The sequence below is a fragment of the Sphingopyxis sp. L1A2A genome, from assembly GCF_005502465.1.
GTDB lineage: Bacteria > Pseudomonadota > Alphaproteobacteria > Sphingomonadales > Sphingomonadaceae > Sphingopyxis.
Window position 1 is genome coordinate 1 of record NZ_SCOT01000020.1, and the last position, 12,446, is coordinate 12,446.

The 12,446-nt window shown below is 66.6% G+C and carries 13 protein-coding genes; 5 read left to right on the top strand and 8 right to left on the bottom strand.

From position 1 onward, the window contains the following. From FFS68_RS11955 to FFS68_RS11965, 3 genes are all read right to left on the bottom strand, one after another. Positions 1-299, bottom strand: a 299-nt coding sequence (locus tag FFS68_RS11955) for a sulfur transferase domain-containing protein (protein WP_249340140.1), incomplete at its 3' end; no start/stop codon positions are given. Positions 300-365: 66 nt separating this feature from the next. Further along, entirely contained in the window at positions 366-2,150 is a 1,785-nt protein-coding gene (gene recQ / locus FFS68_RS11960; RefSeq protein ID WP_137753431.1) for a DNA helicase RecQ, read from the bottom strand. Positions 2,151-2,312: 162 nt separating this feature from the next. After that, positions 2,313-3,077, bottom strand: a complete 765-nt coding sequence (locus FFS68_RS11965; RefSeq protein ID WP_137753432.1) for an SDR family oxidoreductase — start codon at positions 3,075-3,077, stop codon at positions 2,313-2,315. A 119-nt stretch (positions 3,078-3,196) separates the two neighbouring features. On the opposite strand from FFS68_RS11965, the gene FFS68_RS11970 reads away from it, so the two are divergent. After that, the gene (locus FFS68_RS11970) at positions 3,197-4,105 is read left to right on the top strand and encodes a LysR family transcriptional regulator (RefSeq protein WP_137753433.1); all 909 of its coding nucleotides are present in this window, start codon (positions 3,197-3,199) and stop codon (positions 4,103-4,105) included. Positions 4,106-4,115: 10 nt separating this feature from the next. Here FFS68_RS11970 and FFS68_RS11975 read toward each other — a convergent pair whose 3' ends face one another. From FFS68_RS11975 to FFS68_RS11995, 5 genes are all read right to left on the bottom strand, one after another. Beyond that, positions 4,116-4,775: an MIP/aquaporin family protein gene (locus tag FFS68_RS11975; RefSeq protein WP_137753434.1), complete on the bottom strand. Its 660-nt coding sequence runs from the start codon at positions 4,773-4,775 to the stop codon at positions 4,116-4,118. Beyond that, on the bottom strand, positions 4,772-5,278 hold the full coding sequence (locus FFS68_RS11980) for an arsenate reductase ArsC (protein WP_137753435.1): 507 nt from the start codon (positions 5,276-5,278) through the stop codon (positions 4,772-4,774). Before FFS68_RS11980 ends, FFS68_RS11975 begins: the two co-directional genes overlap by 4 nt. Before the next feature lies 1 nt (position 5,279). Then, positions 5,280-5,759 (bottom strand): ArsI/CadI family heavy metal resistance metalloenzyme, encoded by a 480-nt coding sequence (locus tag FFS68_RS11985; RefSeq protein WP_137753436.1) that lies wholly within the window; start codon positions 5,757-5,759, stop codon positions 5,280-5,282. Then, positions 5,756-6,103, bottom strand: coding sequence for a metalloregulator ArsR/SmtB family transcription factor (locus FFS68_RS11990; RefSeq protein ID WP_171003852.1), 348 nt, complete (start codon positions 6,101-6,103; stop codon positions 5,756-5,758). Before FFS68_RS11990 ends, FFS68_RS11985 begins: the two co-directional genes overlap by 4 nt. A 198-nt stretch (positions 6,104-6,301) precedes the next feature. Then, a complete protein-coding gene (locus tag FFS68_RS11995; RefSeq protein WP_137753438.1) occupies positions 6,302-8,116 on the bottom strand; it encodes an ABC transporter ATP-binding protein/permease in 1,815 nt (604 codons plus the stop codon). Between the two features lie 458 nt (positions 8,117-8,574). On the opposite strand from FFS68_RS11995, the gene FFS68_RS12000 reads away from it, so the two are divergent. From FFS68_RS12000 to FFS68_RS12015, 4 genes are all read left to right on the top strand, one after another. Beyond that, positions 8,575-9,477 (top strand): SPFH domain-containing protein, encoded by a 903-nt coding sequence (locus tag FFS68_RS12000; protein ID WP_137753439.1) that lies wholly within the window; start codon positions 8,575-8,577, stop codon positions 9,475-9,477. Positions 9,478-9,497: 20 nt separating this feature from the next. Then, positions 9,498-9,701, top strand: coding sequence for a toxin-antitoxin system HicB family antitoxin (locus tag FFS68_RS12005; RefSeq protein WP_137753440.1), 204 nt, complete (start codon positions 9,498-9,500; stop codon positions 9,699-9,701). A 225-nt stretch (positions 9,702-9,926) separates the two neighbouring features. Then, positions 9,927-10,598 (top strand): ribulose-phosphate 3-epimerase, encoded by a 672-nt coding sequence (rpe, locus tag FFS68_RS12010; protein ID WP_137753441.1) that lies wholly within the window; start codon positions 9,927-9,929, stop codon positions 10,596-10,598. Positions 10,599-10,601: 3 nt separating this feature from the next. Next, positions 10,602-12,380 carry a heparinase II/III family protein gene (locus FFS68_RS12015; protein WP_137753442.1) on the top strand — a complete coding sequence of 593 codons (1,779 nt, stop codon included), beginning with the start codon at positions 10,602-10,604 and terminating at the stop codon, positions 12,378-12,380. Positions 12,381-12,446 lie beyond the last annotated feature (66 nt).

Below are 12,446 nucleotides of genomic sequence, written 5' to 3' on the forward strand. Positions count from 1 at the left end.
GACAGGGGCGATGATATTGCCGGGGCCGCCGCCCCCGCCGCCCCCGCCAGCACCGCATCGAGCGCGTCGAGCTGCGGATGGCTGAACCCGGCATGGCCGACCGGGATCGCCGCATAGGCCAGCCCCGCGGCGGCGGCGGCCCCGGCAATATCATCGCCCTGCGGCGCGTCGGGCTCCTCGCCGTCGGGGCGATTGTTGACGATCGTCGCAAAGCCCGCGGCCTTCGCCTCGGCGACATCCTCGAGGCCAATCTGCGGGGCGACGCTATAGTCGGCGGACAGGGTACGAAAATCGCTCATGGCCGCGATGTATAAACCGCGCGCCTTGGCTGACAAGCGCGAAAGCCCGCGGCTTGCGCGCCCCGTCTAAAACTGCCGGATCACCGCCAGAAACGCATCGCCCCACGCCTCCAGTTTTTTCGCGCCAACCCCCGGAATCGCGCCCATCGCGTCCAGCGTCGCAGGGCGGTCGGTCGCCATCGCGCGCAGCACCGCGTCGTGAAAGATCACATAGGGCGGCACATTCGCCTCGGCGGCCAGCTCGCGCCGCGTCGCGCGCAGCGCGTCGAACAGCGGATCGCCGATCGGGTTGGCGACCCCCCCCGCCCCCGCGCCGCCGCGGACCTCGCGTTTGGTGCGTTTCACCGGCGGTTCGGCGATCAGCACCGCCGCCTCGCCCTTCATCATCGCGCGCGCGGTGGGGCCGAGCATCAACCCGCCATGCTCGGTCGTCTCGAGCGCCTCGCGCGCGACCAGCGTGCGCACCAGCGGCTTGATCAGCCGCGCCTCTTCGCCCGCGACGATCCCGAACACTGACAATTTGTCATGGCCGCGCTGGGCGATCCGTTCGTCGCTGCGCCCGGTCAGCACCGCCTCGATATGCCCGGCGCCATAGCTTTGGCCGGTGCGATAGACCGCGCTCAGCAGCTTTTGCGCGAGCACTGTCGCGTCGACCTGCGCCGCGGGGTCGAGGCAATTGTCGCAATTGCCGCAACGGGGCGGCGGGCTTTCGCCGAAATGGCGCAGCAGCTGGGCGCGGCGGCACTCGACGGTTTCGACGAGCGTCGCGAGGCCGTTCAGCCGCACCCGCTCGCCCGGCACCCGCGCCTCGGGCAGTTCGGACAGCCGCATTCTGGCTTTGGCGAAATCGTCGGCGCCCCACAGCATCATCGCCTCGGCCGGGTCGCCGTCGCGCCCGGCACGCCCGGTTTCCTGATAATAGCTTTCGATCGATTTGGGCAGCGCCGCGTGCGCGACAAAACGCACATCGGGCTTGTCGATCCCCATCCCGAAGGCGACCGTCGCGGTGACGATGCCGTCTTCCGACGCGACAAAATCATGCTGGACGCGCGACCGCACCTCGGCATCGAGTCCGGCATGATAGGCGGCAACCGGACGCCCCGTCGCCTTCGCCAATTGTTCCGCCAGCCGCTCGGTCCCGCTGCGCGTCGGGCAATAGACGATCCCCGGCCCCGGATTGGCAGCGATAAATTCGACCAACTGGCGCGCCGCGGTGACGCGCGGGCGGATCGCATACCGAATGTTCGGGCGGTCGAAGCCCGCAAGAATCAGCCCGTCGTCGGGAATACCGAGCTGAAAGAGGATATCTTCGCGCGTGTGCTTGTCGGCGGTCGCAGTCAGCGCGAGCCGCGGCACCTCGGCAAACGCGTCGAGCAACGGGCGCAGCAAGCGGTAGTCGGGGCGGAAATCATGCCCCCATTCCGAAACGCAATGCGCCTCGTCGATCGCGAACAGCGCCGGGGTCTTGGCCTCAAGCAGCGCGCGAAAGCCCTCGCCCGTCGCGCGCTCGGGCGCCACGTACAAGAGGTCGAGTTCGCCGTCGCGATACCGCTGCCGCGTCTCGGCGCCGTCGGCATCGACGCTGGTCAGGCTGGCGGCGCGAATCCCCGCCGCGCGCGCCCCGCGCAGCTGGTCGTGCATCAGCGCGATCAGCGGCGACACGACGACGACGCAACCGTTCAGCGCGACCGCGGGCAGCTGATACGTCAGCGACTTGCCCGCCCCCGTCGGCATCACCGCCAACGTCCGCTCGCGCGCCATCACCCGGTCGACGACATCGGCCTGCCGCCCGCGAAACTGGTCGAAGCCGAAGGTCGATTTCAGGAGGGGGAGGAGCGTGGCGGCAGACATTGCGATGGCGATAGGGCGGACACGGCGGCGAGGGAAGCCCCAGTCCCTTCAATAATGGCGGCAAATACCATTCCTCGTCATTCCCGCGAAAGCGGGAGCCCGACCGCAACGCCGCGACCGGGTTCCCGCTTTCGCTAGAACGACGAGATGTTTGAGTCAGCCTTAGCTGCGCGTGATCGACGCTCCGCCGTCGAGTAGCGATGCCGTGCCGGTGATGAAGCTCGCATCGTCCGAGGCGAGATATAGCACCGAGCGCGCGATCTCGATCGGCTGCGCGACGCGCTTCAGCGCGTGCAGGTTCGTCACGAAATCCTTCTTGTCGGCACTGTCGTTCACATCATGATACATGTCGGTCTCGACCGCGCCTGGCAGCACCGCATTGACGCGCACCTGCTGAGGTCCGAACTCGGCGGCGAGGGCCTGCGTCAGCCCGATCAGCCCCGACTTGCTCGCCGAGTAAGCGGCGCTGCCCGGGAAGGCGAAGCTGTAGCCGACGAAGGTCGAGGTGAAGATCACCGAGCCGCCGCCATGCTTCACCATCTCGGCGATCTGGTGTTTCGCGCCGAGGAACGAGCCGGTGAGGTTGACCGCTAGCGCATCGGCAAAGCCCGCGCCCGATACCTCGGTGCTCGGCCCTGCTTCGCCGAACACCCCGGCATTGTTGAACGCGATGTCGAGCCGGCCGTAATTTTGGGTCACGGCGCGAACGAGTGCTTCGTGAAAGGCTTCGTCGCGGACGTCGCCGGCAACGGCGATGGCCTTGCCGCCCGCGGCGGTGATTTCGGCAACCAGCGCGTCGAGTTCGGCCTGGCGGCGCGCCCCGACGACGACCGAGGCGCCCTCCGCGGCAAAGAGTTTCGCGGTTTCGCGGCCGATGCCCGAGCTGGCGCCGGTGACGATCGCAACCTTGTTCAACAAACGGTTCATGATCTTTCTCCTGTTCGGCGGCGGGCTCAAATGCCCGTGTCGATGAAGCGAAGATGGACTTGGCACCCCGTTCGGAATAGACAGCATATCTTGGTTCTATAATTCGGGAATACCGAACGATGATCCGGATCGAAGGCATAATGGCATTTGTCGCGACGGTCGAAAATGGCTCGATCAGCGGCGCCGCGCGCCAGCTCCGCCTCTCCAAATCGGTGGTCAGCGAACGCCTCGCCGAACTCGAACGCTCATTGGGCGGCGCGCTGCTCCATCGCACCACGCGCAAGCTCAGCCTGACCGAGGACGGCACCGCCTTCCTGCTGCGCGCGCTGCGTATCACTCGCGACATATCCGAGGCCGCCGCCGACATGGCCGAGCGACGCGGCACCTTGTCGGGCCCGCTGCGCATCGCCGCGCCGGTGACCTTCGCCCGCCTCCACCTCGGCCCCGCGCTCTACCCGTTCCTGAAAGACCACCCCGAAATCCAGCTCACGCTGGACCTCGACGACCGCCGCATCGACGTCGCGTCGAGCGGCCACGACGCGATCATCCGCCATGGCACGATCGACGACACGCGTCTTGTCGCGTGGACGCTCGCGAGGAGCCACCGCCTGCTCACCGCTTCCGCCGCCTACCTCGCGGAACGTGGCACACCGCAGACGATCGAAGATCTCCGCCACCACCGCGGCATCTTCTACACCAACCGCGGCGCCGCCGACTGGCGCTTCCGCACGAGTTCGGGGCCGGTATCGATACAGGCGCACTCGATGTTCGGCGTCAACAACGGCGACATGATGCGCGACGCCGCCATCGCCGGGCTCGGGCTGGCGATGCTTCCCGCGTTTATCGCGGGGCCGGTGGTAAAGGCAGGGGAATTGCAGATAGTCGCCCTCGACGTCGAACCCGACGAAGAATTTCTCTATATGGCGCACGCACAGGGGCGGAACCCGTCGGCAAAGCTGCGGGCGCTCAGGGAGCATTTGCGGGAGAGTTTCGGCGATCCGCCCTATTGGGACCCGGTTGCAGGGTAGGGGCAGAGCCTCAGGCCGAGGGCCGCTCGACGAAGAGCCTTTGCCCAACAAACCACGCCGCGACGGCGCCCGCAATCTGCGCTGCAACGAAGGCCGGCACATCGGCCGCCGCGATCCCCGCAAAACTGTCGCTCAGGCTGCGCGCGATCGTGATCGCCGGGTTCGCAAAGCTGGTCGATGAGGTGAACCAATAGGCCGCGACGATATAGAGCGCGACGCCGGGGGCGGTCCATTCGGGGCGGTGGCGCACCATGCCGATGATCGTCAGGATCAGGCCAAAGGTCGCGACAAACTCACCCACCCATTGCCCGGTGCCGCTGCGCGCATGATCCGAAAATTGCACGATCGGCAGCGCAAACATCACATGCGCCGCCCACACGCCCAGGATGCCGCCGCCGATCTGCGCCGCGACATAAGGCGGCAGCATACCCCACCGCAAATCGCGGTGCAGCGCCATCACCAGGCTGACCGCGGGGTTGAAATGCGCGCCCGACACCGGCCCCAGCATCGCGATCAGGCCGAACAAGATCGCGCCGGTCGCCAGCGAATTGGCGAGCAGCGCGACCGCGACATTGCCGCCCGCGAGCCGCTCGGCCATGATCCCCGATCCGACGACCGCGGCGAACAGAAAGAAGCTGCCGATCGCTTCGGCGAGCAGCGCGCGCCTCACGCCGCGCCCTCCATCCGCCCGATGTCGTTGAGCGCCGCGCGCCGCTCGGCCGGCGTCATGATTTCGAGCGGCAGCGCCAGCATTGCTCCGACGCGCAACTCCAGCAACCGCCAGGTTTCGGCAAACGCCGCGTCCTCCGCGGCTTCACCGACCGCATCGGCGGGGTCGGCGAGCCCCCAATGCGCGCGCACCGGGGCGCCGCTGAACAGCGGACAAGCCTCGCCCGCCGCATTGCCGCACACGGTGATCGCAATGTCGATGCGCGGGGCATCAGGCGCGGCGAATTCGTCCCAGCTTTTCGAGCGGACGCCGCCGGTGTCATAGCCCTTCCGCGCCAGCAGCCGCAGCGCCCCGGGGTGCGGCGCGCCCTTGGGCTGGCTGCCCGCGCTATAGGCGCTGAGCCGCCCTTCGCCCATCCGGCCGACAATCGCCTCGCCCAATATGCTGCGCGCCGAATTGCCGGTGCACAATATCAGCACCGCCAGCCCCTCCCCCGCGGTCATGTCAGCAGCAGGCGGTCTGGGCGGGCGCTGCCTGCGGCAGCGTCGGCACGCAGCACGCGCCATCGGCAGCATCGGCCGACGCCAGCGGCGCGAAATCGGGGCTGTCGCCGTACACCGTTGCCTCGCCTTCGGTCAGAAACGCTTCCCACACCACCCCGTCGGGATCGGCGATCCAGCTTTTTTCGGATTTCGCATAACAACAGGTCGTCGCGCCTTCCTCCAGCACGGGTGCCCCGGCGTCCTTCAGCCGCCCATAGACCGCCGCGAGTTCGGCGGCGTCCTCGACCTGCAACCCGACATGCTCGATCCCGCGATGCGCGCCGTCGCGCACCGAAATCGCGAAATTGATCCGCGGATCGTCGAGCATCCATTTGGCATAATCGGGCTTGGTCACGCTCGGCGCGTGGCCGAACAATCCCGAATAAAAGGCGATCGACCTGTCCAGATCGGCAACCCCGACATGCATATGAAACCGGCTCATGCGCTTTTCCTTTCGTCCTTCGTTTCGGCAACACAGGCGGCCGCGGGCGCACAAACCGCCCCGCCGCCACAGCAATTTTCCATCAGAAAGCCGACGAGCGCGTTCATCGCGGCATAGTCGGCGGTGTAGATCAGCGACCGCCCATCGCGGCGCTGGACGATCAGCCCGGCGCCGGTCAGCTGCGCCAGATGAAAGGACAGCGACGACGCGGGCACCCCCAGCGCCTCGGCAATCGCCCCCGCCGCAAGGCCTTCCGGCCCGGCCTGGACGAGCAACCGGAACAGCGCCAACCGATGCTCCTGCGCCAGCGCGCTCAAGGCGCGAACGACATGCTCCGATAACATCTGGACCTCCATGATTCGATAATCGTCGAATTATGGAAATCAGCGATCGGCGTCAAGACATATTTCGACGATTATCGAAATGTTGTCTTGGGAATCTCATAAATGTCGTCATTGCGAGGAGCGAAGCGACGCGGCAATCCAGCGCGGCGGTAGCCGCTCTGGATTGCCGCGTCGCTCGCAATGACGGATGGGATGGCCCTAAACCGTCCCCTCTTCCACCTCTGCCTGCTGCCGCGCCCACATATCGGCGTACAGCCCGCGCATCCGCAGCAGCTGGTCGTGCGTCCCGGTCTCCGCCACCCGGCCCTTGTCGAGCACGATGATCCGGTCGGCGCCGGTCACCGTCGACAGGCGGTGCGCGATCACCAGGGTTGTCCGCCGCGCCGCGATGCGTTCGAGCGTGTCCTGGATCGCCGCCTCGGTGCGGCTGTCGAGCGCGCTCGTCGCCTCGTCCAAAATCAACACCGGCGGATTTTTGAGCAGGGTGCGCGCGATCGCGACGCGCTGTTTCTCGCCGCCCGACAGCTTTAGCCCGCGTTCGCCAACCTCGGTGTCATAGCCCTGCGGCAGGATCGCGATGAAGCCGTCGATCGCCGCACCTTCGACCGCCGCCGCAATCTCTGCCGCGCTCGCACCTTCACGACCATAGGCGACATTATAGCCGATGCTGTCGTTGAACAGCACCGTGTCCTGCGGCACGATGCCGATCGCGCCGCGCAGGCTGGCCTGCGTCACCGCGGCAATATCCTGGTCGTCGATCATGATCCGCCCGCCCTGCGGGTCGTAAAAGCGGAACAACAGCCGCGCGATCGTCGATTTGCCCGCGCCCGACGGGCCGACGATCGCCAGCGTCTCGCCCGCGCCCACGGCGAAGCTGACGCCGTTCAGGATCGTGCGGTCGGGCTCATAGCCGAACACCACATTCTCGAACGCCACCGCGCCGCCGTGCACGACCAGCGGCGGCGCGTCCGGCGCATCCGAGATCTCGGGCGGGGTGTCGATCAGGCGGAACATCGCCTCCATGTCGATCAGCCCCTGGCGGATGACGCGATAGACCATGCCGAGCATGTCGAGCGGGCGGAACAGCTGCGCGAGCAAGGTGTTCACGAGCACCACATCGCCGACCTGAAACTGTCCCTCCGACCAGCCCCACACGGTGTACGCCATCGCCCCCGCCAGCGCGGCATTGGTGATCAGGCTCTGCCCGATGTTCAGCCACGCCAGGCTGTTTTCGCTTTTCACCGCGGCACGCGCATAGCGGTCGGCGACGTCGCGATAGCGTGCCGCCTCGCGATCCTCGGCGCCAAAATATTTGACCGTTTCGTAATTGAGCAGGCTGTCGACGCTGCGCCCGATGGTCAGCGTGTCGAGGTCGTTCATTTGGGTGCGCAGCGCGTTGCGCCAGTCGGTCACCTTGCGCGTGAAGACGATATAGACCACGACCATCAGCGCGGTCGCGCTGGCCAGGCCGAAGCTGAATTTGGTCCAGAAGATGATCAGCACCGCGAGCAATTCGATGATCGTCGGCGCGATGTTGAACAGCAGGAAATACAGCATCGTGTCGATGCTCTTGGTCCCGCGCTCGATCACCTTGGTCACCTCGCCGGTCCGCCGCGCCAGATGAAAGCGCAGGCTCAGCGCGTGGAGGTGGCTGAAGGTCGCGATCGCCAACTCGCGCGTCGCATCCTGCCCGACCCGCTCGAACACGACATTGCGGAGGTTGTCGAACAGCACCCCGGCAAAACGCGCTCCGGCATAAGCGAGCACCAGCCCGATCGCGAGCGCGACGCCTTCCTCCATCCCCGGCACCATCTTGTCGATCGCGGCCCCATAGAGGAAGCCCATCGACAGCTGGACGCCCTTCGACGCCAGAATGATGAGCCCCGCCAGGACGATGCGAACCTTGTGCTCGGTGTGCCCGGCGGGCCACAGATAGGGCAGGAAACGCTTGAGCGTGTCGAGAACCGGCGGTTCTTTGGCCGCGTCGGCGGAGGTGAGCGTATCGGGCGGCATGCGCGCCCCATGTAGGGGCGCGGGCGCGGAACGCCAAGCGAGTCTCGCGGTTCATCGCTGTTCTCGCCCGTTCGTCATTCCGGCGAAAGCGGGAATGACGAAGGTGGGTGATGTCCGCTCTCCACCCCAAAGCTGCGATCCGCGCTCAAAAAAAATGCTGTCCTACATTATTCCGCTGTGCCAGCCTTCGTCTCAGCTCTTTTAATTCACAGGCAAAAGCGGTCGCCGCCCGGATTGCGGACACGGCCAAGAACCGGTCGCCATGTGTCCACCGAACACAACAAATCGGGCGCTGCACTAGGCTGAACTTTCCTGAACTTTGGCGTGATGGCCGGTCCATGCGCCGACCGGATCGCAGCCCCAAAGCCGACATCGCGACCCCACCGTCCGAATCCGATTGACCCGCATCATTTTCGATATAAATATGATATCATCTTTATATCGAGTCGGAGGGTAAGATGGTTGATGGAGGGACTCCCGCGCTGAACCGCAGTCGCGAAACGCGCGCGCTGACGCAGAGCGGTTATCTGATGCTGCTGATCTGGATGCTGCTGCTGGGCGTCGCGGCGTGGGCGGGGATCAGCAATGCCACCGCCGAATACCAGGTCGCGTGGAAATGGGCGGTCGTCGCGCTGTCGGCGATCGTCGGCTTTCTGATCCTGTGCGGCTTTTACATGATCAACCCCAATGAAGCCGCGGCGATCCAGCTGTTCGGCGCGTACAAGGGCACCGATCGCGCGGAGGGGCTGCGCTGGGTGCTGCCGTGGCTGATGCGCAAAAAGATCGCGGTGCGCGCCAACAACGTCATTTCGGACAAGATCAAGGTCAACGATTTGCGCGGCAATCCGATCGAGATGGCGGCGCAGGTCGTGTGGCGCGTCACCGACACCGCGCAGGCTTTGTTCGACGTCGATGATTACAAGGAATTCGTAATGGCGCAGATCGAGGCCGCGGTGCGCTCAATCGGCTCACGCTACCCCTATGACGACATCGAACATCAGGAAGTCACGCTGCGCGGCAACCATGAGGAGGTCGGGGTCGAGCTGCGCAAGGCGCTGATCGAGCGGTTGGACGTCGCCGGGATCACCGTCGACGAATGCGGGCTGACCCACCTCGCCTATGCACAGGAAATCGCGGGCGCGATGCTGCGCCGCCAGCAGGCCGAAGCGGTGATCGCGGCGCGCAAGAAACTGGTCGAGGGCGCGGTGACGATGGTCGAAATGGCGCTGACCCAATTGTCCGAAAAGGGCGTCGTCGACCTCGACGACGAGCGCAAGGCGGTGATGGTGTCGAACCTGATGGTCGTGCTGTGCGGCGAACGCGACACCCAGCCTGTGGTGAACGCCGGCTCGCTCTACTGAGCCGTCCGGTGAGATAGATGATGCCCGCGTCCGCCAAAAAAGCCTTTGCTCTCCGTCTCGACCCCGCGCTCTACGCGGCGGTCGAGCGGCTGGCGGCGGACGAACTGCGCAGCGCCAATGCCGAGATCGAAATACTGCTGCGCGAGGCGCTGGCACGGCGCGGGGTGAAGCCCAAGGCCGCCGCACCCGCGCGGCGCGGGCGACCGCCGAAAGCGAACGGTTGAAGCGTAACAAGCTGCGACATCCCTCTTTCGTCATTCTCGCGAAAGCGGGAACCCAGCGAGCCAGCGCACGACCTGGGTTCCCGCTTTCGCGGGAATGACGATGGATGAATATCGAGGGGCTTAATGTCCCGTATTCGGTCGTTGCTCGCCGTCAGACAGCTTTTCCACCGATAGCGTCCGCGCCCCGCTTGCCCCACCAGTAGTTGATGGTTAAGGCCGATGGTCATGACTAGTACCCTCGCCCCCGTCCGTATTGCCCCGTCGATTCTGAGCGCCGATTTCGCCGCGCTGGGGCAGGAAGTGCGCGCGATCGAGGTTGCGGGCGCCGACTGGGTCCATATCGACGTGATGGACGGCCATTTTGTCCCCAATCTGACGATCGGCCCGGCGGTGGTCAAAGCGCTGCGCTCGCATAGCGCCCTGCCCTTCGACGTCCATCTGATGATTTCGCCGGTCGATCATTTCCTCGACGCCTTTGCCGCGGCGGGCGCCGACATCATCACCGTGCACCCCGAAGCAGGGCCGCATATCCATCGCAGCATCCAGCACATCAAATCGCTGGGCAAGCAGGCAGGGGTGTCGCTCAATCCCGCGACCCCGGCAAAGATGCTCGACTATCTGATCGACGACATCGACCTGGTGCTGATCATGAGCGTCAATCCGGGGTTCGGTGGCCAGAGCTTCATCACCAGCCAGCTGCGCAAGATCGAAGCGGTGCGCAAGATGATCGACAAGACCGGCCGCGACATCCGGCTGGAGGTCGATGGCGGCATCGATGCTGCGACCGCACCGCTGGCGATCGCCGCGGGCGCCGATGTGCTGGTGGCGGGGACCGCGACCTTCAAGGGCGGCCCGGATGCCTATGCCGACAATATCCGGCGGCTGCGGGGCGCCTGACCGATGGAGGGGAGACCGTTAACTTCGGCCCCTGCCGACCCGCCGCTCGACCTGGCTGACGACGCGCCGCCGATCGACGATTCGATCGAGCCCGGCAAACGGCTGATCCGCCTGCCCGCCGACAAGGGGCTGTCGCTCGGCGATCGCGTCGCCAATGCGATCACCCGGCTGACCTGGCGCACGCCGCTCCACGCCTTTCGCCTGAAAGGCCGCTTTCCGCTCAAATTGCTGGGGGTGCCGACCGACCCGGTGCCCGGCGACCCCCGCGCCGGGACCGCGATCCGCGCCGGCCATTTCCTCCACCGCGGGTTAAAGCTGCCGCTCGGCGAGCTCGATTTTGCCGCGCTCGACGTCGCGCCGACCTTTGCCGATTATCTGCACAGCTTTGCCTGGCTGCGCGACCTTGGTGCCACCGGCACCCGCGCCGACGGGGTGCCGATCGCCGAAGCGGTCGTCCGCCACTGGCTCGGCACCCACGGCGAGACGGTGAGCGAACCGGCGTGGAAGGCCGACAACACCGCGTGGCGCATCCTGTTCTGGGCGAGCCACGCGCCGCTGATCCTGTCGTCGAGCGACCTGGTCTATCGCTCGGCGGTGCTCAACCACCTCGCGCGCGCCGCACGCCACCTCGACCGTGTCGCCGACAAGACGCGCCCCGGCACCGGCCAGATGGTCGCGTGGGTCGGCATCGTCGCCGCGTCGCTGCTGATGCCCGGCGGCGAGCCGCGGCAGATCTTTGGCGAAGCGGGGCTGCGCAAGGTGCTCGAGACGAGCTTCTATGCCGACGGCGGCAATATCTCGCGCTCGCCGCAGGCGCAGCTCGACGCGATCATGGCGCTGTCGATGCTTGCCAAGGTTTATGACATGCGCCGGATGGAAGTCCCGCCCTTCGTGCAGGAAGTGCTGACGCGCGCGGTCCCGGCGCTGCTCGGGCTGCTCCACAGCGACGGCGGCATGGGCAGCTGGCAGGGCAGCGGCGCAACGTCGGCGGCCTATGTCCAGGCGATCGTCGCCGCAAGCGGAGTGCGCACCCGGCCGCTGAAGCAGGCGCGCGACTGGGGCTATCAGCGGCTGGTCGCGAACAAGGTCGTGCTGCTGACCGACGCGGCGCCGCCCCCGATCGCGCGGGTGACCGAGGCGGGCTGCGCCTCAACGCTGGCGTTCGAGCTGTCCGACGGCGACGAGCGCATCGTCGTAAATTGCGGCGGTGCGGCGCTGACCGGGGCGACGATCCCCGCCGACCTGGCGCGCGGCCTCCGCACCACCGCGGCGCATTCGACCTTGATCCTGGCCGACACCAATTCGACCGCGATTCTGGCCAGCGGGTCACTGGGCCGCGGGGTGACCGAGGTCGAGCTCGACCGGCGCGAGACGCCGCAGGGCAGCCGCGTCGAGATGAGCCACGACGGCTATGCGCGGCGCCACGGGCTGATCCACCGCCGCCTGCTGATCCTGTCCCCCAACGGGCGCGAGCTACGCGGCGAGGACATGCTGCTGCCCGCCCCGCGCACCCGGCGCAAGGGCGACAAAGGGTTCGCGCTGCGCTTTCACCTTGGCCGCCACATTTCGGCGAGCCTGACCGCCGACAAGCTGGGCGCGCTGCTGCGTATCAACGGCGGGCCGCTGTGGCAGTTTCGCACCTCAGAGGGCGCGCTGAGCGTCGAGGAAAGCCTGTGGGTCGACGGCGAAGGCCGCCCGCACCCCACCGAACAGCTGGTCGTCACCGGCACCGCGCCGGCGGGCGGCGCGAGCATCGGCTGGATTTTCAAGCATATCGGGTAGGGAAGCGGCGTCACGCCGCTCTCGTCATTGCGAGGAGCGAAGCGACGAAGCAATCCAGAGCGGCGA

Coding starts and splice junctions, on each gene's coding strand:
- recQ (WP_137753431.1), bottom strand. CDS start 2,150: ATGTCTGCCGCCACGCTCCTCCCCCTCCTGAAATCGACCTTCGGCTTC.
- FFS68_RS11965 (WP_137753432.1), bottom strand. CDS start 3,077: ATGAACCGTTTGTTGAACAAGGTTGCGATCGTCACCGGCGCCAGCTCG.
- FFS68_RS11970 (WP_137753433.1), top strand. CDS start 3,197: ATGATCCGGATCGAAGGCATAATGGCATTTGTCGCGACGGTCGAAAAT.
- FFS68_RS11980 (WP_137753435.1), bottom strand. CDS start 5,278: ATGACCGCGGGGGAGGGGCTGGCGGTGCTGATATTGTGCACCGGCAAT.
- FFS68_RS11985 (WP_137753436.1), bottom strand. CDS start 5,759: ATGAGCCGGTTTCATATGCATGTCGGGGTTGCCGATCTGGACAGGTCG.
- FFS68_RS11990 (WP_171003852.1), bottom strand. CDS start 6,103: ATGTTATCGGAGCATGTCGTTCGCGCCTTGAGCGCGCTGGCGCAGGAG.
- FFS68_RS11995 (WP_137753438.1), bottom strand. CDS start 8,116: ATGCCGCCCGATACGCTCACCTCCGCCGACGCGGCCAAAGAACCGCCG.
- FFS68_RS12000 (WP_137753439.1), top strand. CDS start 8,575: ATGGTTGATGGAGGGACTCCCGCGCTGAACCGCAGTCGCGAAACGCGC.
- FFS68_RS12005 (WP_137753440.1), top strand. CDS start 9,498: ATGCCCGCGTCCGCCAAAAAAGCCTTTGCTCTCCGTCTCGACCCCGCG.
- rpe (WP_137753441.1), top strand. CDS start 9,927: ATGACTAGTACCCTCGCCCCCGTCCGTATTGCCCCGTCGATTCTGAGC.
- FFS68_RS12015 (WP_137753442.1), top strand. CDS start 10,602: ATGGAGGGGAGACCGTTAACTTCGGCCCCTGCCGACCCGCCGCTCGAC.